Raw genomic sequence first — 25,534 nt, forward strand, 5'->3', positions numbered from 1 at the left:
GAATGCGGAATTCGATCGGTGATGCGCGCCCGATAACAAGACGAAACGGCGTGTTTTTAGACTCGGTTCGTCGTGGCGCGAATAGTGACTAGGAGTCGAGTGATGGCTGGCATGCTTATGGACCAGGATTTGCTGCACGACCCGCACGGCGACGACGCGGCGCGCCCCGCCGAGTGGCTTCCTGGCCTGTTCGCCGCCCAGGCACGCCGTACGCCGGACGCCCCCGCGGTCCGCTTCGCCGGCACCGAGCTGACCTACGCCGAGCTCGACCGCCGGGCCGGCCGCCTCGCCTCCCGCCTGGCCGCGCTCGGGGCCGGTCCCGAGCGCCTGGTCGCCGTGGCGCTGCCGCGTTCGGCGGACCTGGTCGTGGCGTTGCTGGCCGTGCTGAAGACGGGCGCGGCCTACCTGCCGATCGACGTCGAGTACCCGCGTGACCGTGTGTCGTTCATGCTGCGGGAAGCGCGGCCGGTGTGCGTGCTGACCGGCGGCGCCGCGGCGGCCGCCGTGCCGGACGAGGGGCCGCGGGTCCTGGTGGAGGAGCTCGCCGAGGACGACGGCGGGCAGCCGTGGCCCGGCGAGCCGCTGCTGGCGCCCGCCGGTCACCCCGCCTACGTCATCTACACCTCCGGCTCCACCGGCCGGCCCAAGGGCGTGGTCATCGGGCACGGCGCGCTCTCGGACTACCTGCTGTGGTCGCTGCGCGCCTACCCGAGCCTGGCCGGGGAGTCGCTGTGGCACTCCTCGGTGTCCTTCGACATGACCGTGACCTCGCTGTGGGCGCCGCTGGTCGCGGGCGGGTGCGTCCGGGTGTCGCCGCTCGCCGAGGAGGGCGTGCCCGGCGACGCCGGCGCGTGCACCTTCCTCAAGGCCACTCCGAGCCACCTGCCGCTGCTGGACATCCTGCCTGAGCGGTTCTCCCCGACCCGCGAGCTGATGTTCGGCGGCGAGGCCCTGCGCGGCGAGGCGCTGCGCGGCTGGCGCGAGCGCCACCCCGGCGTCACCGTGATCAACGTCTACGGGCCCACCGAGGCCACCGTCAACGTCGCCGAGTACCGCGTCGAGCCGGGACAGCGGGTGCCCGACGGCGTCCTGCCGCTCGGCCGGCCGATGGACGACACCCGGGTCCACGTGCTGGACGCCGAGCTGCGCCCGCTGCCGCCCGGCGAGGTCGGCGAGCTGTACATCGCCGGCACCGGCCTGGCCCGGGGGTACGTCAACCGGCCCGGGCTCACCGCCGAGCGGTTCGTCCCCGACCCCTCCGGCGTGCCCGGCGAGCGGATGTACCGCACCGGCGACCTCGCCCGGTGGCGCGAGGACGGGGTGCTGGAGTTCGCCGGCCGCGTCGACGACCAGATCAAGGTGCGCGGGCACCGCATCGAGCTCGGCGAGATCGAGGCCGTCATCGGCGGCCATCCCGGGGTCGCCCAGGTGGCCGTGATCGTGCGCGAGGACCGCGCGGGCGACCAGCGCATCGTCGCCTACGTCACCCCGCGCGCGGACGGCCTGAACGGCACGGACAGCGTGGACGGCCCGAACGGCGGGCACGCCGGCCCTGTCGAGCGGATGAAGGCCGCCGTGCTGGAGCACGCCGGGGCCGCCCTGCCCGCGTACATGGTGCCCTCCGCCGTGGTGGTGCTGGACGCCCTGCCGCTCACCGCCAACGGCAAGCTCGACCGCCGCGCGCTGCCCGCGCCGCCCGTCCAGGCCGCCCCCGGACGCGCCCCGCGCACCGCCGCGGAGGAGCTGCTGTGCCGCCTGTTCGCCGACGCGCTCGGCATCGAAGGCGCGGAAGGCGCGGACGGCGCGGACGGCACAGAGGGCGTCGACGGCGGCATCGGCGCGGCGGGCGTCGGCGTGGACGGCAACTTCTTCGAGCTCGGCGGGCACTCCCTGCTGGCCACCCGCCTGGTCGGCATGGTCCGCGAGGCGTTCGACGTCGAGCTGCCGCTGCGCGCCCTGTTCGAGGCGCCGACCCCCGAGGCGCTCGCCGGCCGCGTCGCCACCGCCGCCAGGGGCCGCAGGCCCGCGCTCACCGCCCGCCCCCGGCCCGAGCGGATGCCGCTGTCCGCCGGCCAGCGTGGGCTGTGGTTCCTGCACCGCCTGGAAGGGCCCAGCGCGACCTACAACCTCCCGCTCGCCGTGCGGCTGACCGGCCGGGTCGACGCCGCGGCGCTCGGCCGGGCCGTCGCCGACGTCGTGGCCCGCCACGAGCCGCTGCGCACCATCTACCCCGACCTCGACGGCGAGCCGTACCAGCTCGCCCTGGACCCGGGGGCCGCCGTCCCCGAGCTGCCCGTGGTGCCCGTCATGACCGGTGACCTCGCCGAGGCGCTGGCCGCCGAGGCCGCGCGGCCGTTCGCCTTCACCCGCGAGGCGCCGTTCCGGGCGACCCTGTTCAGGCTCGGCGAGCGCGAGCACGTGCTCATGCTGGTCACCCACCACATCGCCAGCGACGGCCTGTCGGAGCAGCCGCTGCTGGACGACCTGGCCGCCGCCTACGCCCACCGCACCGGGCGCGCGGAGGCACAGGAAGCGCCGCGGATCCAGTACGCCGACCACACCCTGTGGCAGCGCGAGCTGCTCGGCGACCTCGACGACGCGACGAGCCCGGCCGCCCGCCAGGTGGCGTTCTGGCGCGAGACTCTGGCCGGCGGCCCCGCGCTGCTGGAGCTGCCGCTGGACCGTCCCCGCCCGGCCGTGGCCGGCAACGGCGGCGCCAGGGTGACCTTCGCTCTCCCCGAGGGCCTGCACCGCGACCTGGTCGCGCTCGCCCGGCGCGACGGCTCGACCGTGTTCATGGTCGTCCAGGCCGCCGTGGCCGCGCTGCTCACCCGGCTCGGCGCCGGCACCGACATCCCCATCGGCACGGCCACCGCCGGCCGCGGGGACCGGGCCCTGGACGGGCTCGTCGGCAAGTTCCTCAACACGCTGGTGCTGCGCACCGACACCTCCGGCGACCCGGGCTTCCGCGAGCTGCTCGCCCGGGTGACCGAGGCCGACCTGGCGGCCTACGCCAACGCCGACGCGCCGTACGAGAGCGTCGTGGAGGCCGTCAACCCGGTCAGGTCCCTGTCCTACCACCCGGTGTTCCAGGTCATGCTGACCTTCGAGCGCAGTCTGCGCGCGCCGCTGCTCGGCCCGGAGCTGTCGCTCTCGGTGGAGCCCACCGTGCACACCGGCGCGGCCAAGGTGGACCTCAGCTTCTTCGTCAGGGAGCCCGCCGAGTGGGGCGGGGCCGGCGAGGTCGAGTGCGCCCTGGACTACGCCACCGACCTGTTCGACGAGCGCAGCGCCGAGGTGCTGGCCGCGCGGCTGGTGCGGCTGCTCGAAGGCGCCGTGCGCGACCCGGCGCGGCCCATCGGCGAGCTGGACCTGCTCACCCCGGGCGAGCGGGACACGCTGCTGGAGGAGTGGAACGCCACCGCCCACCCCGTGCCCGACGCGACCCTGCCCGAGCTGTTCGAGGCGCAGGCGGCCCGCACCCCCGGCGCGGCGGCCGTGGAGTGCGGCGGGGAGATCCTCACCTACGCCGAGCTGGACGCCCGCGCCTCCCGGCTGGCGCGGCTGCTGGCCGGGCGCGGCGTGGGCCCCGAGCGGTTCGTCGCCGTCGCGCTGCCCAGGTCGGCCTCCCTGGTGGTCGCCCTGCTCGCCATCGCCAAGGCCGGCGGCGCCTACCTGCCCGTCGACCCCGCCCTGCCCGCCGAGCGCGTGCGCTTCATGCTGGACGACGTCGCCCCCGTCCTCACCCTGGCCGCGCCGCGGGACCTGGCCGCGCTGGAGGCCGAGGCCGCCGCGCTGCCCGCCGGGCCCCTCGACCGCGGCCTGACGCCCGCCAACCCGGCGTTCGTCATCTACACCTCCGGCTCGACCGGCCGGCCCAAGGGCGTCGTGGTCGAGCACCGCTCGCTCAACCAGTACCTGGCCTGGACGCGGCACACCTACCACAGCGTCGACGGCCGCGCCCTGGTGCACTCGCCGGTCTCCTTCGACCTGACCGTCACCGGCCTGTTCGGGCCGCTGACCAGCGGCGGGTGCGCGCACCTGGTGGACCTGGACGACGGCGACGCCGCCGCGGCCGCCATGGCCCGCCCGGACTTCGTCAAGGCCACCCCGAGCCACCTGCCGCTGCTCATCGGCCTGCCCGACCGGTTCTCCCCCTCGGCGCAGCTCGTGCTGGGCGGGGAGTCGCTCATGGGGGAGGTGCTGGACGAGTGGCGCCGCCGCCACCCGTCGGCCACCGTGATCAACGAGTACGGTCCCACGGAGACCACCGTGGGCTGCATGGAGTACCGCGTCGAGCCCGGCGACCGGGTGCCCGCGGGCGTCGTCCCCATCGGCCGGCCCATCTGGAACACCCGGCTGTACGTCCTGGACGCCGCGCTGCGCCCGGTGCCGCCCGGCGTGGTCGGCGAGCTCTACATCGCCGGTGACCTGGTCAGCCGCGGCTACCTGAACCGGCCGGGGCTGAGCGCCGAGCGGTTCGTGGCCGACCCGTTCGCCGCCGGGACGCGGATGTACCGCTCGGGCGACCTGGCCCGCTGGCGGCCCGACGGCCAGATGGAGTTCGCCGGGCGCGTCGACCACCAGGTGAAGGTGCGCGGGTTCCGCATCGAGCTCAGCGAGATCGAGTCGGTGCTCGGCGAGCACCCCCGGGTGTCGGCCGCCGCGGTGATCGTCCGCGAGGACCGGCCCGGCGACCAGCGCCTGGTCGCCTACGTCAGGCTCACCCCCGGCGAGCCGGTGGACCTGCTCGGCCACGCCCGGGCCATGCTGCCCGCCTACATGGTGCCCTCGGCCGTGGTGGTGCTCGACGCGCTGCCGCTGACCGCCAACAGCAAGCTCGACCGCGCCGCGCTGCCCGCGCCCGGACCGGCCGCCCCGGTCGGCGGGTCCGCTCCGCGCACCCCGCAGCAGGAGATCGTCTGCGGCCTGTTCGCCGAGCTGCTCGGCCTGCCCCAGGTCGGCACCGACGCCAACTTCTTCGAGCTCGGCGGCCACTCGCTGCTGGTGACCCGGCTGGTCGCCCGCGTGCGCTCGGTCTTCGGCGTCGAGCTCGGCGTCCGCGAGGCGTTCGAGGCGCCGACCCCGGCCGCGCTGGTCGAACGCATCGACCTGGCGGGCCGGGGCCGGTCGAAGCCGGAGCCCGAGCCGCGCCCCGAGCGCATCCCCCTGTCCTACGCCCAGCGCGGCGTGTGGTTCATCCACCGGCTCGACGAGGACAACCCGCAGTACAACATCCCGACCGTGCTGCGCCTCGACGGCCCGGTCGACAAGGACGCCCTGCGCGCCGCCGTCCTGGACGTCGTGGGCAGGCACGAGGTGCTGCGCACGCTGATCCGCAGCGAGGACGGCGAGCCGTACCAGGTGGTGCTGGCCCCGCAGGACGCGGAGATCGAGGTGGCCTTCACCGGCGTCCGGCCCGAGGAGCTGAAGGAGGCGCTCGCCGCGTTCGGCCACCGCTCCTTCCGGCTCGCCGAGCAGCCGCCCATCAGGGTCGGGCTGTTCTCGCTGAGCGAGCGCGAGCACGTCCTGCACCTGGTCATCCACCACGTCGCCTGCGACGGCTGGTCGTGGCGGGCGCTGCTGCGCGATCTGGCCGAGGCCTACACCGCCCGCATCGGCGGCGCCGCGCCCGCGTGGCCTCCCCTGCCGGTGCAGTACGCCGACTACGCGCTCTGGCAGACCAGGACGCTCGGCCGCGAGGACGACCCCGGCAGCGCGCTGGCGCGGCAGGTCGGGCACTGGCGCGCCGCCCTGGCCGGCATGCCCGAGCTGCTGGAACTGCCGCTGGACCGCCCGCGTCCGGCCGTCGCCTCCAACCGCGGCGAGATGGTCACCCGCCACGTCGACGCCGCGCTGCACCGCGACCTGGTCACCCTGGCCCACCAGGCCGGGGTCACCGTGTTCATGGTCGCCCACGCCGCCTTCGCCGCGCTGCTCACGCGGATGGGCGCCGGCACCGACCTGCCGATCGGCACCGGCCTGGCCGGGCGCAGCCACGAGAACCTCGACGACCTGGTCGGCTTCTTCGTCAACACAATGGTGCTGCGCACCGACACCTCCGGCGACCCGACCTTCCGCGAGCTGCTCGACCGGGTGCGCGAGGTGGACCTGGTGGCCTACGCCAACCAGGACCTCCCCTTCGAGCGGCTGGTCGACGTCGTCAACCCGGCCCGCTCGCTGGCCCACCACCCGTTGTTCCAGGTCAGCATCGTGCTGCAGAACTACGCCGGCGCCCAGGCGCGGATGCCCGGGCTGACGGTCGGCCCGCCGGACGTCGAGCTGGAGGCGGCCAAGTTCGACCTGATGTTCTTCCTGGAGGAGGCGCACGAGGAGGACCCGCTGACCGGGCGGACGCCCGGCGGGATGAAGGTCGGCCTGAAGTTCGCCACCGACCTGTTCGACCGGGCGACGGCCGAGGGCATCGCCGAGCGCTTCTGCCGGATGCTGGCCGCGATGGTCGCCGACCCGGACGGCCGGATGGGCGCGGTGGACATCCTGTCGGCCGGCGAGCGGGCGCGGCTGCTGGTGGAGTGGAACGACACTGCGTCCCTCGCCGCCCCGGTGACGATGCCGGCGCTGTTCGAGGCCCAGGCGGCCCGCACGCCCGAGGCGCCCGCGCTGGTGTCCGGCGAGCGCACGCTCACCTACGCCGAGCTGAACGCCGCGGCCAACCGGCTGGCCCGCCTGCTGGTGGACCGGTACGGCGCCGGCCCGGAGTCGCACGTCGCCGTCGCGCTGCCGCGCTCGGTGGAGGCCGTCGCCGCGGTGCTCGCGGTGGTCAAGACCGGCGCGGCCTACGTCCCGGTCGACCCCGACTACCCGGCCGAACGCATCGCGTTCATGCTGGCCGACACCCGGCCGTCCCTGGTGATCACCGGCGCGGCCGCCGAGACCGGCGGAGAGGTGCCCCGGCTGGTGCTCGACGCGCTCTCCGACCTCGACGGGCTGAACGGGTACGCCTCGGGCGACCTGGCGGACGACGAGCGGACCGCGCCGCTGGAGCCGTCCCACCCGGCCTACGTGATCTACACCTCCGGCTCCACCGGGCGTCCCAAGGGCGTGGTGGTCACCCACCACGGCATCGCCACCACCGTCGCCTCGATGCGCGATCGCCTGCTGGTCCACGACGGCGGCCGGGTGCTCCAGCTCGCCTCCCCGAGCTTCGACGTCTCGGTCATGGAGACGCTGATGGCCTTCGGCGCCGGGGGAGCCCTGGTGGTCGCGCCGCCGCACGTGCGCGGCGGCGACGACCTGGCCGAACTGCTGTCGGCCCAGCGGATCACCCACGCGGTCATCCCCTCGGCGACCCTGGCCAGCGTCCCGCCCACCCCGCTGCCCCACCTGACCACCCTGCTGACCGGCGGAGACGTCGTCGGCCCCGAGCTGGTGGACCGGTGGGGCGAGGGCCGGCTCATGCTCAACGGCTACGGCCCCACCGAGGCCACGATCTGGGCCACCGCGAGCGGCGCCCTGACGCCGGGGGAGAACCCGCCGATCGGCTCGCCCCTGTGCGACACCCGGGTCTACGTCCTGGACGCGAGCCTGCGGCCGGTCGCCCCCGGCGTGGTCGGCGAGCTGTACGTGGCCGGCGAGGGGCTGGCGCGCGGCTACCTGCGCCGCCCGGCGCTCACGGCCGAGCGGTTCGTGGCCGACCCGTTCGGCGCGGGGCGCATGTACCGCACGGGCGACGCGGTGCGGTGGCGGGCCGACGGGCAGCTGGAGTTCGTCGGCCGGGTGGACAGCCAGGTCAAGGTGCGCGGCTTCCGCGTCGAGCTCGGCGAGATCGAGGCCGCGCTGTCGCGCCACCCGCAGGTCAGGCAGGCCGCCGTCATCGTGCGCGAGGACCGGCCCGGCGACCGGCGCATCGTCGCCTACCTGGTCGCGGCCTCGGCCAAGGCCCCCGAGCCGGGGCAGTTGCGCGCGCACGTGGGCGCCACCCTGCCCGAGTACATGGTGCCCGCCGCGTGCGTGACGCTCGACGCGCTGCCGGTCATGCCCAACGGCAAGCTCGACCGCAAGCTGCTGCCCGCGCCGGAGTTCGCCACCCGCTCGGGCGGCCGGGCGCCGCGCACGGCCCGCGAGGAGATCATGTGCGGGCTGTTCGCCGAGATCCTCGGCGTGCCGCACGTCGGGGTCGAGGACAACTTCTTCGAACTCGGCGGCCACTCGCTGCTTGCCACCCGGCTGGTCAGCAGGATCAGGAGCACCCTCGGCACCGAGCTGCGGGTCCGCGACCTGTTCCGCACCCCCACCGTCGCCGCGCTGGTCGACCGGCTGCGCGCCACCAAGGACGACGGGCCCGCGCTGGCGCCGATGGAGCGGCCCGAGCGCGTCCCGCTGTCCTACGCCCAGCAGCGCCTGTGGTTCCTGCACCGGCTGGAGGGGCCGAGCCCGACGTTCAACGTCCCGCTCGTGCTGCGCCTGTCGGGGGCGCTGTCGGCCACGGCCCTGTCGGCCGCGCTGGCCGACCTGGTCGAGCGGCACGAGGCGCTGCGCACGGTCTACCTGGACGACGGCGGCCGCCCCTACCAGCGGATCCACCCCGCGGGCCAGGCCCGTCCCGCCTTCGACGTCGTGCCCGCCGGCCGCGACGAGCTGCCCGCGCTCATGGGCGAGGCGCTCCGGCACACCTTCGACCTGGCCGGCGACCTGCCGATCAGGGCGACGCTGTTCGCGCTCGGCGCGCAGGAGCACTGCCTGCTGCTCCTGCTGCACCACATCGCCACCGACGGCGTCTCGATGGGCACCCTGAGCCGCGACCTGTCCACCGCCTACGCCGCACGCCTGGCCGGCACCGCCCCCGACTGGGAGCCGCTGCCGGTGCAGTACGCCGACTACACCCTCTGGCAGGCGGCGGCGCTGGGCAGCGAGGCCGACCCCGCCAGCCCGATCTCACGGCAGCTCGACCACTGGCGCGACCGGCTCGCCGGCGCCCCCGAGCCGCTGGAGCTGCCCGCCGACCGCTCGCGCCCCGCCCGCCGCCACGGCACCGCCGAGCGGGTCACCTTCCAGATCGGCGCCGAGCTGCACTGGGACCTCATCGAGCTGGCCCGCCGCAGCAGCGCCACGCTGTTCATGGTGATGCACGCCGCGCTCGCAGGGCTGCTGACCCGGCTCGGCTCGGGCACCGACATCACCATCGGCACCGGCGTCGCCGGACGCGCGGACGAGGCCCTGGACAGGGTGGTCGGCTTCTTCATCAACATGGTCGTGCTGCGCGCCGACACCTCCGGCGACCCGAGCTTCCGCGAGCTGCTCGACCGGGTGCGCGAGGTGGACCTGGCCGCCTACGCCAACGCCGACGTGCCCTTCGACAAGGTCGTGGACGCGCTCAACCCGGCCCGGTCGATGAGCCACGCGCCCCTGTACCAGGTGACCCTCACCGTGGACCGGGACGTGGTCGGCGGCAACGTCCGCCTGCCGGGCCTGTCGGTCGAGGTGGACAGCCCCGACCCCGGCTCGGCCAAGTTCGACCTGTGGGTCGGCCTGACCGAGACCTACGCCGCCGACGGCACGCCCACCGGCATGGAGGGCATCGTCAAGTTCGCCACCGACATCTTCGACCGGGCGACGGCGCAGGGCATCGCCGAGCGGTTCCGCCGGCTGCTCGGGTCGGTGGCGGCCGCCCCCGACCGCCGCCTCGGCGAGGTCGAGGTGCTCTCGCCCGCCGAGCGGGCGCGGCTGCTGGTGGAGTGGAACGACACCGCCTCCCCGGTAGAGCCGGCGACGATCCCCGCGCTGTTCGAGGCCCAGGCGGCCCGCGCGCCCGAGGCGCCCGCGCTGGTGTCCGGCGGGCACGTCCTCACCTACGGCGAGGTCAACGCGGTGGCCAACCGGCTGGCCCGCCTGCTGGTGGACCGGTACGGCGCCGGCCCGGAGTCGCACGTCGCCGTCGCGCTGCCCCGCTCGGCGCAGGCCGCGGTGGCGGTGCTCGCGGTGCTCAAGACCGGCGCCGCGTACGTCCCGGTGGACCCGGACTACCCGGGCGAGCGCATCGCGCTGATGCTCGCCGACACCGCCCCCTCGCTGGTCATCACCGGCGCGGGCGCGGCGGCGGCCCTGCCGGGGGAGGCGCCCCGGCTCGTGCTCGGCGCCCTGGACGGGGTCGAGGGCCTTTCGGAGTACGCCGCCCACGACCTCGCCGACGGCGAGCGCACCGCGCCGCTGAGCCTGTCGTCCCCGGCGTACGTGATCTACACCTCCGGGTCGACCGGGCGTCCCAAGGGCGTGGTGGTCACCCACCGCGGCATCGCGGCGAGCGCCGCCTCCCAGCGGGAGCGGCTGCGCACCCGGCCGGACTCCCGGGTGCTCCAGTTCGCCCCGCTCAGCACCGACACCTCCATCTTCGAGTTGCTCTACGCCTTCGGGACGGGCGCCGCCCTGGTCATCGCGCCGCGCGACGTGCGCGGCGGGGACGACCTGGCCCGGGTGCTCCTCGACGGGCAGGTCACCCACGCCGTGCTGCCGCCCGCCGCGCTGGCGAGCCTGCCGGTCGTCCCCCTGCCCGACCTGGCCACCCTGCTCGTCGGGACCGACGTCCTCGGCCCCGAGCTGGTGGACCGGTGGGGCGAGGGCCGGCTCATGCTGAACGGCTACGGCCCCACCGAGACCACCATGTGGGTCTCGGCGAGCGGCCCGCTCGTGGCCGGGGAGAAGCCGCCGATCGGCTCCCCGCTGTTCGGCACCCGCTTCTACGTCCTGGACGCCGGCCTGCGGCCCGTCGCCCCGGGCGTGGTGGGCGAGCTGTACGTGGCCGGCGAGGGGCTGGCGCGCGGCTACCTGCGCCGTCCGGCGCTCACGGCCGAGCGGTTCGTGGCCGACCCGTTCGGGTCCGGGCGCATGTACCGCACGGGCGACGCGGTGCGGTGGCGGGCCGACGGGCAGCTCGAGTTCGTCGGCCGGGTCGACGACCAGGTCAAGGTGCGCGGCTTCCGCGTCGAGCTCGGCGAGATCGAGGCCGTGCTCACCCGGCACCCCGGCATCGCGCAGGCCGCCGTCGTCGTGCGCGAGGACCGGCCCGGCGACCGGCGCATCGTCGCCTACGTGGTGGCCGGCGAGCCGCCGGAGGGCCTACGGGAGTTCGTGGGCAAGGTCCTGCCCGCCCACATGGTCCCCTCGGCCTTCGTCCGGATGGACGCGCTGCCGCTGTCGCCCAACCGCAAGATCGACCGCCGGGCGCTGCCCGCCCCGGTGTACGAGGCCGGGACGGGACGGGCCCCGCGCGACCCGCGCGAGCAGGTGGTGTGCGGGCTGTTCGCCGAGGTGCTCGGCGTCGCCGAGGTCGGCGTGGAGGACAACTTCTTCGAGCTCGGCGGGCACTCGCTGCTGGCCACGCAACTGGTCAGCCGCGTCCGCTCGGTCCTGGCCGTGGAGCTGCCGCTGCGCGAGCTGTTCGACAACCCCACCGTCGCCGCGCTGTGCGAGAGCCTGGACCGGGCCGCCGGCGCCCGGCCCCCCGTGCGGCCCATGCCGCGCCCCGAGCGCATCCCGCTGTCCTACGCACAGCGGCGGCTGTGGTTCCTGCACCGCCTGGAGGGCCCGAGCCCGACCTACAACATCCCGCTGGCGATCCGCCTGTCCGGCGACCTCGACGCCGGCGCGCTCGGCGCCGCCATCGACGACCTCACCGGCCGGCACGAGGTGCTGCGCACCGTCTTCGCCGAGACCGACGGCGAGGTCCACCAGACGATCCTGCCCGCCGTCCACACCGAGGTCACGCTGGTCGACACCACCGAGCGGGATCTGCCCGACCTGCTGGCCCAGGACATCAGGTACCCGCTGGACCTCACGGGGCAGCCGCCGATGCGCGCCTGGCTGTACCGGACCGGCCCGGCCGAGCACGTGCTGATGCTGCTGGTCCACCACATCGCGGGCGACGGCATGTCGATGATGCCGCTGGCCGCCGACCTGGTCACCGCCTACACCGCCCGGCACGCCGGACAGGCCCCCGAGTGGACGCCGCTGCCGGTGCAGTACGCCGACTACGCGCTGTGGCAGCAGGAGACCGGCACCGAGGAGGCCGAGATCCGGTTCTGGCGCGACGCGCTCGCCGGGGCGCCGGAGGTGCTCGAACTGCCCACCGACCGGCCGCGGCCCGACGTCGCCGGCCACGCGGGCACCACCATCCCGGTCGCCATCCCCGCGAGCGCGCACCAGGGCGTCGCCGCGCTGGCCCGCGAGACCGGGACCACCGTGTTCATGGTCCTGCAGGCCGCCGTCGCCGCACTGCTCAGCAGGCTCGGCGCCGGCACCGACATCCCCATCGGCACCGTCGTCGCAGGGCGCAACGACGAGGCGCTCGGCGACCTGGTCGGGTTCTTCGTCAACTCGCTGGTGCTGCGCACCGACGTCTCCGGGGAGCCCACCTTCCGTGAGCTGCTCACCCGGGTCAGGCAGGCCGACCTGGCCGCCTACGCCCACGCCGAGGTGCCCTTCGAGCGGGTCGTCGAGGCGGTCAACCCCGAGCGGTCGATGGCCCACACGCCGCTGTTCCAGGTGATGCTCAGCCTGATCAGCGAGGGGCTCCCGCGCCTGGACCTGCCGGGCCTGTCCGCCGGGTTCGAGCCGCTGCGCGGCAGCGTCGCCAAATACGACCTGGCGTTCGGCCTGCGCGAGCACCACGCGCAGGACGGCACCCCGGCCGGCATCGGCGGGTCGCTGGAGTACGCCACCGACCTGTTCGACGACGCCACCGCCGTCGCGCTCACCGAGCGGCTGGCCCGGCTCATCGACGCCGTGGCCGCCGACCCCGACCAGCGGATCGCGCAGGTGGACCTGCTGGCGGACCAGGAGCGCGAGCGCCTCGCGGCGGGCAACGCCACCGCCGCCCCGATCCCCGGCGAGACCTTCCAGGAGCTGTTCGAGGCCCAGGTGGCGCGCACGCCCGGCGCCCCCGCGCTGACCTACGGCGAGCTCACCCTGAGCTACGCCGAGCTGAACGAGCGGGCCAACCGGCTGGCGCACCTGCTGATGGAGCGCGGAGCCCCGCAGCAGTTCGTCGCGGTCGGCCTGCCGCCGAGCGTCGACGCCGTCGTCAGCCTGCTGGCGATCTTCAAGGCGGGCGCGGTCTACCTGCCCTTCGACCCCGAGCATCCGGCGGACCGCGTCAGCGCCGTCCTGAACAGCGCGCGGCCGACGCTGCTCATCGGCTCCTCGGCCTCCGCCGTCCCCATCCCGGAGGTCCAGGCGCCCTGGCTGCTGCTGGACCAGGACGACACCCGCGCCGCGCTGGCCCGCCAGCCGCACGGCGACCCGCCGGCCCGGCCCGAGCTGGGCCGCGACGGGCTGATGTACGTCATCTTCACCTCCGGCTCCACCGGCAGGCCCAAGGGCGCGATGGTGCACCAGCGCGGCATGGTCAACCACCTGTACGCCAAGATCGAGGAGCTGGGCATCGGCGCCGGGGACGCCGTCGTCCTCAACGCGCCGCTCACCTTCGACGTCTCGGTGTGGCAGATGCTCTCGGCGCTGCTGGCCGGCGGCCGCACCCACGTCGTCGACAAGGACGTCGCCCGCGACCCGCTGGAGCTTTTCGCCGAGGTCGAGCGCGCCGGGCTGACCATCGTGGAGGTCGTGCCGTCCTTCATGCGGGCCGGGCTCGACGCCTACGACTCGGGCATCCCGGCGGCGGCGATGCCGACGCTGCGGTGGTTCATCGTCAACGGCGAGGTGCTCTCGCCGGAGATCTGCAAGCGGTGGTACGCCCGCTTCCCGCGGGCCGCGCTGGTCAACGCCTACGGCCTGACCGAGTGCTCCGACGACAACACCCACGCCTTCATCACCGGCGACGTCGACGCCCAGGTGGAGCACGGGCGGCTGCCGGTCGGGCGTCCGCTGCGCAACAACGTGCTGCACATCCTGGACGACGGCCTGCGGCCCGTGCCGCCCGGCCTGCCCGGCGACCTGTACATCGCCGGGACCGGCGTCGGCCTAGGCTACCTCGGCGAGCCCTCGCGGACCGCCACGCGCTACCTGCCCGACCCCTACACCGCCGAGCCCGGCGCGCGCATGTACCGCACCGGCGACCGCGTGCGGCTGCGCGCCGACGGCCAGCTCGACTTCCTGACCCGGGTGGACCACCAGGTCAAGATCCGCGGCAACCGCATCGAGCTGGGCGAGGTGGAGGCCGCGCTGCGGGCCGCCCCCGGCGTCACCGACGCCGTCGTCATCGCCGACGAGCCGCAGGGCGGGCCCAAGCGCCTGCTCGGGTACGTCGTGACCCAGGACCCCGGCGCGTCCTCGGCCGCCCTGCGCGACCACCTGACCGCGACCCTGCCCGACTACATGGTGCCCGCGGCGCTCGTCGTGCTCCCCGACCTGCCGCTCACCCCGAACGGCAAGATCGACCGCAAGGCGCTGCCCGACCCGTCCATCGCCGCCGGCGAGGCGCGGGGACGCGCGCCGCGCAACGCCCGCGAGGAGATCCTCTGCCGCCTGTTCGCCGAGGTGGTCGGGGTGCCGTCGGTGTCGCTGGACGACGGGTTCTTCCAGCTCGGCGGCGACAGCATCATGTCGCTCCAGCTCGTCTCCCGCGCCCGCAAGGCCGGGCTGACCATCAGCGCCCGCGACGTGTTCCAGAACCAGACCGTGGAGGCCCTCGCCGCCGTCGCGAGGGAGACGCCGGGCACGAGCGCCGGCTCCGCCCGCCACGCGGCGACCGGCGACCTGCCCGCCACCCCGATCATGCACTGGCTGCGCGAGCTGGGCGGGCCGAGCGACGGGTTCAACCAGGCGATGGCGCTCACCGTGCCTCCCGGCCTCGGCGAGCACCTGGAGGACGCCGTCCAGGCCCTGCTCGACCACCACGACGTGCTGCGCATGCGGCCCTCGACCGGCGGGGACGGCGCGTCCCTGACCATCCCGCCCGCCGGCGCGGTCGCCGCCGCCGACCGGGTCCGCAGGGTCGACGTCGCGGGCCTCGCCGAGGACCGGCTCCGCGCGGTGGTCGCCGAGGAGGGCGAGATCGCCCGCTCGTCGCTGTCGCCCGCCGCGGGGGCCATGGTGAACGCCGTCTGGTTCGACGCCGGACCCGGCCGCCCCGGCCTGCTGCTGCTCGTGCTGCACCACCTGGCCGTGGACGGCGTCTCCTGGCGCATCCTGGTCCCCGACCTCCAGGCGGCGTGGGAGGCGCTGGCCGGTGGCGGCAGGCCCGCCCTCGACCCGGTGCCCACGTCCTTCCGCCACTGGGCGCACACGCTGGCCTCGCTGGCCCGCGACGCCAAGGCGGCCCCGTGGGACGCGCTGCCCGCCGCCGAGCCGCCGCTCGGCTCCCGCGAGCTCGATCCCCGTAAGGACGCCGCCGGGACGGCGCGCGAGCTGACGCTCACGCTGCCCCCCGCCGACACCGAGCCGCTGCTGACCGCGGTGCCCGCCCTGTTCCACGCCTCGGTCAACGACGTGCTGCTCACCGGCCTCGCCATCGCCGCCGGCCAGTGGCGCGGCCGGGAGGAGCTGCTGGTGGACGTCGAGGCGCACGGCCGCGAGGAACTGGCCGAGGGCCTGGACCTGTCCAGGACCGTCGGCTGGTTCACCAGCATGTACCCGGTGCACCTGCGGACCGGCCCGATCGACCGGCGGGCCGTCCTGGCCGGCGGCCCGGAGGTCGGCGACGCGCTCAGGCGGGTCAAGGAGACCCTGCGCGCCATCCCCGACAACGGCGTGGGCTTCGGACTGTGGCGCTACCTCGGCGGCGAGCCCAGGGTGACCCCGGTCCCGCAGATCGCCTTCAACTACCTCGGCCGCTTCGGTGGCGGAGGCGGCGCCGGCGGGGACGGCGCGTACTGGACGCCCGCGAGCGGCATGCCGACCCCGGTCGCCCGCGACCCGGAGATGCCCTCGGCGCACGCGATCGAGCTGGTCGCCACCGCCGTGGACCGCCCCGGGGGCACCGAGCTGTCGGTCACCTGGTGCTGGCCCGGCGAGCTGTTCACCGAGCGGGAGATCGGCGCCCTCGCCGAGGAGTGGTTCACCGCGCTGCGCGGCCTCGCCGCCCACGCCGACCGGCCGGACGCCGGAGGCTACACCCCCTCCGACCTGTCCCTGACCCTGACCCAGGACGAGATCGACAGCCTCGAAGAGGAGCTGATGGGGCAGTGAAGCGCGCAGCGTTCGAAGACGTCCTGCCTCTGGCGCCGATGCAGGAAGGGCTGCTGTTCCACGCCCTGGCCGAGGAGGACGGCGTCGACACCTACACCGTCCGGATGGTGCTGGAGATCGAGGGCCGCCTGGACCCCGGCGTCCTGCGCACGGCCGCCCGCGCGCTGCTGCGCCGCCACCCGAACCTGCGGGTGAGCTTCCGGCAGCGCAGGAGCGGGCAGCCGATGCAGGTCGTGCACCGCGACGTGGAGCCGCCCTGGGAGCAGGCCGACCTGAGCGGCCTGTCTCCCGAGGAGCAGCAGGCCGAGCTGGCCCGCCTGTTCGAGGCCGAGCAGGGCCGCAGGTTCGACCTGGCGGCCCCGCCCGCGCTCCGCTTCACCCTGGTGCGGCTGGACGACGAGCACCACCGGCTGATGGTGACCAACCACCACATCCTGTTCGACGGCTGGTCGCTGCCGATCCTGCTGCGCGAGCTGCTGGCCCTCTACCACTCCCGGGGCGACGCTTCGGCGCTGCCCCGGGTCACCCCCTTCCGCGACTACCTGACCTGGCTGGCCGGCCAGGACGAGGCGGAGGCCGAGCGGGAGTGGCGGGCCGCGCTCGACGGGCTCACCGAGCCCACCCGGCTGTTCCCCGGCGCCGCCGAGCAGGTCCCCGAGCTGCCCGGACGGCTCATCCTGGACCTGCCCCGCGAGGTGGCGACGGACTTCACCGCCGCCGTGCGCGGCAGGGACGTCACCCCCAACACCCTGGTCCAGGGCCTGTGGGGCCTGCTGCTCGGGCGTCTCACCGGCCGCGACGACGTGGTGTTCGGCGCGGTCGTCTCCGGACGGCCGCCCGAGGTGCCCGGCATTGAGACCATGGTCGGGATGTTCATGAACACCGTCCCGGTCCGGGTACGCCTGGACCAGGCCGAGTCGTTCACGGCCCTGCTCACCCGGCTGCAGGGCGAGCAGGCCGGGCTGCTGGCCCACCAGTCGGTGCGGCTCGGCCGCATCCACCGCATGACCGGGCTCGGCGAGCTGTTCGACACCGTGACCACCGTGGAGAACTACCCCGGCGGCTCGCCCGGCCGCGACGACGCCGAGATCCGCCTGGTCGGGGTCGGCGGGCGCGACTCCGCCCACTACCCGCTGCGCCTGATCGCCGGCATGGCCGGCGACCGGCTGCAGATGGAGCTGGAGTACCGCACCGACCTGGTGACCGGCGACGAGGCGCGCGCCCTGGGCGACTGGCTGGTCCAGACGCTCACCGCGCTCGCCACCGCCCCCGACGCGCCGCTGCGGGAGGCCGGGCTGCCCGCGAGCCCGTCCCTCGCCGCGGCGGCCCCCGCCCGCGCCGATGACGGGGCCGACAGGGCCCGGACGCGCCGCCACCGCGGCGGCCCCCGGGAGGAGATCCTGCGCGGGCTGTTCGCCGAGATCCTCGGCGTGCCCGAAGTGGGCCCCGGTGACGACTTCTTCGCCCTCGGCGGCCAGTCGCTGACGGCCGTGCGCCTGCTCAGCAGGGTGCGCGCGGTGTTCGGCGCCGCCCTCCCCGTCCGGGCGATCTTCGAGTCGCCGACCGTGGCCGAGCTGTCCCGCCGGATCGAGACCGCCGAGCGGGCCGGGCCCCCGCTAGCGCCCATGCCGCGCCCGGAACGCATCCCGCTGTCCTACGCCCAGCAGCGCCTGTGGTTCATGTCCCGCCTGGAGGGGCCGAGCGCCACCTACAACATCCCTGGCGCGCTGCGGCTGCGCGGCCCGCTGGACGTCGCGGCGCTGCGGCTCGCCCTGGACGACGTCACGGCGCGGCACGAGTCGCTCCGCACCGTCTTCCCCGACCACGAGGGCGAGGCCGAGCAGCGGGTGCTGCCGCCCGAGCTCGCCCGCGTGCCACTGGACCAGGTGGATCTCGCCCCCGGCGAGCTGGACGAAGCGCTGCGGGCCGCGTGCGCGCACGCCATCGACCTGTCCCGCGAGCTGCCGCTGAAGGCGACGCTGTTCCGGCTCGCCCCTGACGACCACTGCCTGCTCATCCTGCTGCACCACATCGCCGGCGACGGCTGGTCGATGGGGCCGCTGGCCAGGGACCTGTCCACCGCGTACGCGGCCCGGGTCCAGGGACGGCCGCCCGGCTGGGCGCCGCTGCCGGTGCAGTACGCCGACTACACCCTGTGGCAGCGGGACGCCGACCTCCCGCTCGGCCACTGGCTGGAGGCGCTGAAGGACCTGCCCGAGCGGCTGGAGCTGCCCACCGACCGCCCGAGACCGGCCAAGGCCACCTACCGCGGCGGCCAGGTGCCGATCGACTGGGACCCCGCCCTGCGTGACGGCGTCGCCGCGCTGGCCAGGCAGAGCGGCACCACGGTGTTCATGGTACTGCAGGCCGCGCTCGCCGCGTTGCTCACCCGGCTCGGCGCCGGCACCGACATCCCGATCGGCACGCCGGAGGCCGGACGCGCGGACGAGGCGCTGGACGACCTCGTCGGGTTCTTCGTCAACACCCTGGTCCTGCGCACCGACACCTCGGGCGACCCGGCCTTCCGCGACCTGCTCGACCGGGTGCGCGAGACCGACCTGTCGGCCTACGCCCACGCCGGGGTGCCGTTCGAGCGGCTGGTCGAGGCGGTCAACCCGGCCCGCTCGCTCGGCCACCACCCGCTGTTCCAGGTGATGCTCGCCATGCAGGACGACGCCGGGGACGGTGGCGACACTCCCGCGCTGGCCGGGCTCGCCGTCGGCGGCCAGGAGATCCGCACCGACGTCGCCAAGTTCGACCTGGCGTTCAGCCTCAACGCCGACCTGCGCGGCGTGCTGGAGTACGCCGCCGACCTGTTCGACCCCGAGAGCGCCCGGCTGCTCGCCGACCGGCTCGGGTGCCTGCTCCGCTCGGCCGTGGCCGACCCTGCCGCGCCGATCAGCGCGCTCGACGTGCTGCCGCCGGGCGAGGCCGCCCGGCTGGCGCGCTGGGGCGACGGCGGCCCCTGGGAGCCCGTGGCGAGCTTCCCCGAGCTGTTCGAGGAGCAGGCGCGCCGCACCCCCGGCGCCCCCGCCGTCGCCTTCGGCGCCGACCGGCTGACCTACGCCGAGCTGAACGCCGCCGCCAACCGCCTGTCCCACCTGCTGATCGCGCGCGGCGCCGGCCCCGAGGACGTCGTGGCGCTGAAGCTGCCCCCCTCGACCGGCCTGGTCGTCGCGGTGCTGGCGGTGCTGAAGGCCGGCGCGGCCTACCTCCCGGTGGACCCGGCCTACCCGGCCGAGCGGATCGCCGCGATGCTCGACGACGCCGCCCCCGCCCTGGTGCTGTCCGGGCCGCTCCCCGACGCCGCCGCCTTCCCCGGCCACGACCCCCGCGACGCCGACCGGGCGGCCCCGCTGCTGCCGTCGTCCCCGGCGTACGTCATCTACACCTCCGGGTCGACCGGGCGTCCCAAGGGCGTGGTGGTCACCCACCGCGGCTTCGCCGCCCTGCGCGAGAACCAGGCCCGCGCCTACCCGGCGGGCCCCGGCGACCGGGTCCTGCAGTACGTCTCGCCCAGCTTCGACGTCTCGGTGGCCGAGCTGTGCTGCGCCCTGCTCACCGGCGCCTGCCTGACCGGGCCCGGCGGTGGGCTGACCGGCGAGGAACTGGCCGCCCTGATGCGACGGGAAGGGGTCACCCACGCGTTCATCCCGCCGGCGGTCCTCGAAGGGCTGCCCCGGGACATCCCGTCCCTGCGCACCCTGGTCACCGGCGGCGAGACGCTGTCCGCCGAGGCGCGCGACTCCTGGTCGCGGGGACGCCGCCTGATCAACGAGTACGGCCCGTCCGAGGTCACCGTCGCCGCGACCGTCAGCGCGCCCCTCGCGGGACCCGCCCACCCGCCGATCGGCCGCCCGGTCCCCGGCGCCGGGGTGCACGTCCTGGACGCCGGGCTGCGGATGGTGGCGCCCGGCGTGGTGGGCGAGCTGTACGTGTCCGGCGTGGGGCTGGCACGCGGCTACCTGCGCCGTCCGGCGCTCACGGCCGAGCGGTTCGTGGCCGACCCGTTCGGGTCCGGGCGCATGTACCGCACCGGTGACGCGGTGCGGTGGCGGACCGACGGGCAGCTCGAGTTCGTCGGCCGGGTCGACGACCAGGTCAAGGTGCGCGGCTTCCGCGTCGAGCCCGGCGAGATCGAGGCCGTGCTGACCCGCCATCCCGCCGTGGAGCGGGCCGCGGTCGTGGTGCGGGAGGACCGGCCGGGAGACCGGCGGATCGTCGCCTACGTCGTGGCCGGTCAGCTCCCCGCGGGGCTGCGCGACCACGTGGCCGAGGCCCTGCCCGCGCACATGGTTCCTGCGGCGTTCGTCCGGATGGACGCGCTGCCGCTGTCGCCCAACGGCAAGGTCGACCGCCGGGCGCTGCCCGCCCCGGTGTACGAGTCAGGGACGGGACGGGCCCCGCTCGGCCCGCGCGAGCAGGTGGTGTGCGGGCTGTTCGCCGAGGTGCTCGGCGTCGCCGAGGTCGGCGTGGAGGACAACTTCTTCGAGCTCGGCGGGCACTCGCTGCTGGCCACGCAGCTCGTCGGCCGCGTCCGCGCGGTCCTGGGCGTCGAGCTGCGGGTCGCCGACGTCTTCGAGGCGCCGACCCCGGCCCGGCTGGCCGCGCGCTCCGGCGGCGGGGCCGGCGGCGCGTTCGACGTCGTCCTCCCGCTGCGCGAGGGCGGCGACCGCTATCCGCTGTTCTGCGTGCACCCGCTGGCCGGCCTGGGCTGGCGGTACTCCGCGCTGCTGCGCCACCTCGACCCGGCGCACCCTGTGTACGCGCTCCAGGCCCGCGGCCTCGAGGGGCGCGACGAGCTGCCCGCCGACCTCGCCGAGCTGACCGCCGACTACGTCGCCCAGGTGCGCAAGGTCCAGCCCGCCGGCCCCTACCACCTGCTCGGCTGGTCGCTCGGCGGCAACTTCGCCCACGCCGTGGCCGCCCGGCTGCGCGAGGAGGGCGAGGAGGTCGGCCTGCTGGCCGTCCTCGACGCCTACCCCTCCCCGCCGGAGGAGAAGGACTACTCCGACCGCGCCGTCCTGCTCGCCGACATGTGCGAGCACTACGGCGAGGCGTACGGCGCCGAGCCGGTGGACATCGGCGCGATGAGCCTCGAGGAGATGCGCCGGCGCGTCATCACGCTGCTCGGCGAAAGCGCGAGCGAGCTCGGCCACCTGGACGAGGTCCAGCGCGGCCACGCCCTGGAGGTCATGGTCAACAGCATCCGGATCACCAGCGGCCCGCCCCCCGCGCTGGAGGGGGACATGCTGCTGGTGACCTCCGCACGGCCGTCCTCGCCGCCGGAGACCTGGCGCCCGTACACCGCCGGCGCCATCGAGGTCCGCCCGGTCGACGCCGAGCACCACCGCATGCTGGACCCCGAGCCCGCCGCCCACATCGCCGCCCTCATCGCCGGCCGCATCCCCCTCAGAGACCACGCGGGGGTGTGAGGGGCGCGGCGACGGCGACGGCCACGGGGATTTCACTCCGTGGCCATCCCGAGTCGCCGCCGTCCTCGCGGGCCCGGTGCTAAGAACATCTCAGCACCCGCCACCCCCCAACGTGAGGATCCGAGGATGCCCCGTTCAAGGGCCCTGCCGTCCACGCTCGCCATGGTCGCGTCCATGCTGCTGATCAGCGGAAACGCGCGGGCCTACGCGGATACGCCGTTACCGTCGGCGACGTTCCGCGCTACGCACAACAGCTACTCCGGCGACGTGGACGGCGCGAAGAAGTCCATCGCCTACCAGCTCGACCACGGCGTCCGTTTCATCGAGCTCGACGTCCACGACAACGGGTACGCGACGGCGCGCGACTACGCCATCGGACACGACTCGCCCGGCGACCAGGTCGACCACGCGGGAAACCCGGCCTCCAACCTGCTGCGCGACTGGCTGACCGTGATCGACGCCTGGTCACGGCAGCATCCCACCGCGGCCCCGATCGTCGTCATGCTCGACCTCAAGGACGACCTGACCGACAACCCCTCCTTCGCCGCCGGCAACCTGACCGCGCTCAACCAGGAGCTCGTCTCGGTGTTCGGGCCCCGGCTGTCGGCCGCCGAGGAGTACCCGGCGAGCCCGCCGTCGGTGGACGCGCTGCGCGGCCGGGTGCTGGCGCTGCTCTCGGGCGACGGCAAGACCCGCGCGGAGTACAGACGCGACCTCGGCGCCAACCCCGCGGTCGCGCTGAACGCGAACGGCCAGGTCGTCGAGGTGCACGACTCCGGCGCGGGCGTGCTGTGGTACTGGACCGGCCGCTACGACAACGGCCGGGTGAACTGGCTGCGCCACGGGAGGTACGACACCGGCCAGACGCCCGCCGTCGCGCTGAACGACAACGGCGACCTGGTCGAGGTCCACCAGTCCCAGAGCGCGACCACGCTGTGGTACCGCGTCGGACGGCTCGACGCCGACGGCGAGATCACCTGGTCGGCGAGCCACCAGTACGACAACGGCGTCCTGCCGACGGTCGCGTTCACCAGCCCGGCCGGCACGCAACTGCGCGAGATCCACCGCAGCCAGAACAACAGCCAGAACTGGACGTGGAACGGCGCGCTGAACACCGGCGCGTCCACGGTCACGTGGAGCGGCAACGCCAAGACCTCCGACGCGCGCTTCGACAAGACCACCTCGGCCCGTGGCACGGCGAGGGTCCACGTGTGGACCGGGGCGGACGGCCCCACGCCGGCGCGGACGCTGCGCGTGGACACCGACCGGTTCACCGGCGACCGCGTCCGCTACCGGCAGACGGCCTTCGACGAGTACCAGAAGGGCGACGCCGCGGAGCTGCAGCAGGACGCCCTGTTCTATGCCGCACCGGCCACCGAGTCCGCCTTCATCACCTCCGCGCGGCAGGCGGGCCGGCTCGTGCGCGGATGGGACTTCGACTCGGCGGCCATGGCGACGACCCCCCTCGCCAACTATCCCGCGACCAACCACCCCTACGACGCCTGGTACGACGACCTCCTCACCCGGTCCGGCGCCGTCCAGTGATCCCTCCGGCCGCTCAGGCGAGGGCCAGGGCGTCGAAGAGGTCGTCGGTGTAGAAGTCGTCGATCTCGCAGGCGCCGGACAGGGTGGAGAAGTAGTGGTCCACCAGGTCCTGGCGGCCGGCGATGGCGCGCAGCATGGTGACCCGTTCCGGCTGGATCTCCAGTTCGGCGGCCCTCAGCGTGCCGTGGTAGACGCCCGTGAAGTGCTCGTCGCGGTCCTCGCCGAACCGCGCCAGCGCGGCGTCCAGCCGCACCGGGTCGCCGAGGTCGGCGCCGATCCGGTCCACCAGCATCTGCACCTGGAGGAAGGCGTCGGTGATGCCGCTGTTGCCGATCGAGTCCTTGTGGTAGCCCGCGTCCCCCAGCAGCACCCACCCGGGGCCGGCCGCCTGGCGGAAGAAGTTGCGCTGGTCGCCGGTCCCGTACAGCCGCTCCGCCCGGGTGGCCGAGCGCATCCGCTCGTGCACCTCGGGCGCGGTCGTGCGGACGCTGTCCAGGTAGGCCGTCATGGCGTCCCCGCGGATGCGCTCGAACTCCGCCTGCGGGAAGTACGCCCCGACCAGCGTGCGCCCGTCGTTGGTGGGCACCGTGCCGACCAGGCGGCGGGGCCGCTGGTACACCTCGAACGTGGCCGGCAGGTCCTCGAAGTAGCTGAAGTACACACACGACCTCGGGGCGTCCTCCACCATCGTGCGCGCGCCGGTCAGCGCCGCGACCGTGGAGCGCATGCCGTCGGCGCCGATGACCAGCCTCGCCCGCTCCTCGAACCGGCCCTGCGCCGTCTTGACCCGCACGCCGGCGACGCGGTCGCCGTCGGACAGCAGCCCCTCCACCTGGCATCCCTGCCGGAACTCCACCCCGGCGGCGACGGCGGCGTCGGCCAGGACCGGGTCCAGGCGGTGACGGCGCGGCGCGTAGGCCGTGCGGTAGCCGTCCACCCCCCACGAGCAGCCTTCCAGCCGCACGTCCTCCACCTGGTACACGATGCCGTCGATGGGCGGGCAGCCGGTCGCCACCACGGCGTCCAGCACGCCCCACTGGCCGAGCTTCGCCACGCCCGGCTGGTGGAGGTAGTGCGTGGACAGCTTGTCGCGGGGGAAGCGGGCCTTGTCCAGAAGCAGCACCCGGTACCCGGCCCGCGCCAGCAGCATGGCGGCCGGCGACCCCGCGCAGCGGGCGCCGACCACGATCACGTCGTACATGCCCCGCCCCTCTAGTTCGGCCGGGCGATGACGGGCAGGTTCTTCGGCCCCCACATGCCCCGCTCGTGGTAACCGATCTCCACGCTCCGGTCCACCTCCAGCGAGGGGAAGCGGCGCAGCAGCGCCTCCAGCGCGATTTTGGCCTCCAGACGGGCCAGCGGCGCGCCGATGCAGAAGTGGATGCCGTGGCTGAAGGCCAGGTGCGGGTTCGGGTCGCGGCGGATGTCGAAGCGCCCCGGGTCGGCGATGCGGCGCTCGTCGTGGTTGGCCGACATCAGCCACGGCGTGACCACGCGGTTCTCCGGGATGGTCACCCCGCCGAGCTCCACCTCCGCGGCGGTGATCCTGCTGGCGGTGGTGAAGGGCGCGCGGTAGCGCAGCACCTCCTCGATCGCCGGGGGGATCAGCGCGGCGTCGCGGCGGACGGCGGCCATCGCCTCCGGGTGGGCGTCCAGGCACAGCACGGAGCTGCCCAGCAGCAGCGTCGTGGTGACGCTGCCCGCCATGAACACGATGTCGGCGAACTTGACGACCTCGTCCTCCGAGAGCCGCTCGCCGTCCACCTCGGCCGTGCACAGCGCGCTGATCAGGTCGTCCCTAGGGTTCAGCCGCCGGTCGCGGCAGTGCTGGAGCAGGTAGTCGGCCATGTCCTTGGTGACCTGTTCGAGCAGGTCGGCGTACTCGGGCGACTCGGAGGTGATGCCCTCGCGGGCGGTCATGCTCTGCGCGTTCAGCATGCGGTTGATCCACGTGCGGAACAGGTGCCGGTCGGAGGCCGGCACGCCGAGCAGCTCGGAGATCACGATCACCGGGAGCGGGAAGGTCAGCGCGTCGACCAGGTCGAACTCCTCAGCCGTCACCTCCTCCAGCAGCTCATCGGCCAGGGAGGCGATGCGGGGCGCGAGCGCGCCGACCGTCCGGGGGGTGAACGCCTTGCTGACCAGGCGGCGCAGCTTGGTGTGCCCGGGCGGGTCCATCGAGTTGATGTTCCCCTGGCTGATCTCGGCCAGCTCGGGGTTGATGCGGCTGATGTCGTTGGAGAAGGCGGCGTGGTCGGTCAGCACGCGCTCCACGTCCGCGTAGCGGAAGACGTGGTAGGCGCCGTCGCCCTCGCGCCACACGGGATGGTGGTCCCGCATGCGCGCCATCCAGTCGAACAGCTCGGTTCCGCCGTCCGCGAGCGGAACGGCGTCGATCATGACCTCGGTCATTTGGCGGACTCCATTCTGTCGTCCCCGCCGAATATGCCCGAGCC

Annotated in this window: 5 protein-coding genes; 3 read left to right on the forward strand and 2 right to left on the reverse strand. The window is 74.8% G+C overall.

What is annotated here, in order from left to right:
- The first annotated feature begins 102 nt into the window (after positions 1-102).
- The 3 genes from ABZT47_RS27765 (at position 103) to ABZT47_RS27775 (ending at position 23,078) form a co-directional block, all read left to right on the forward strand.
- A complete protein-coding gene (locus ABZT47_RS27765) occupies positions 103-16,098 on the forward strand; it encodes a non-ribosomal peptide synthase/polyketide synthase (RefSeq protein ID WP_354848133.1) in 15,996 nt (5,331 codons plus the stop codon).
- Entirely contained in the window at positions 16,095-21,533 is a 5,439-nt protein-coding gene (locus tag ABZT47_RS27770; protein ID WP_354848136.1) for an amino acid adenylation domain-containing protein, read from the forward strand. The genes ABZT47_RS27765 and ABZT47_RS27770 overlap by 4 nt, the downstream gene beginning before the upstream one ends.
- A gap of 126 nt (positions 21,534-21,659) precedes the next feature.
- Entirely contained in the window at positions 21,660-23,078 is a 1,419-nt protein-coding gene (locus ABZT47_RS27775; protein WP_354848139.1) for a hypothetical protein, read from the forward strand.
- A 13-nt stretch (positions 23,079-23,091) separates the two neighbouring features.
- Here the strand turns inward: ABZT47_RS27775 and ABZT47_RS27780 are convergent, their stop codons facing one another.
- Positions 23,092-24,279: an NAD(P)/FAD-dependent oxidoreductase gene (locus ABZT47_RS27780; protein WP_354848141.1), complete on the reverse strand. Its 1,188-nt coding sequence runs from the start codon at positions 24,277-24,279 to the stop codon at positions 23,092-23,094.
- 11 nt (positions 24,280-24,290) lie between these two features.
- Positions 24,291-25,490, reverse strand: a complete 1,200-nt coding sequence (locus ABZT47_RS27785) for a cytochrome P450 (protein ID WP_354848144.1) — start codon at positions 25,488-25,490, stop codon at positions 24,291-24,293.
- Positions 25,491-25,534: the final 44 nt, after the last annotated feature.

It is taken from the genome of Sphaerisporangium sp. NPDC005289 (assembly GCF_040607455.1).
GTDB lineage: Bacteria > Actinomycetota > Actinomycetes > Streptosporangiales > Streptosporangiaceae > Sphaerisporangium > Sphaerisporangium rhizosphaerae.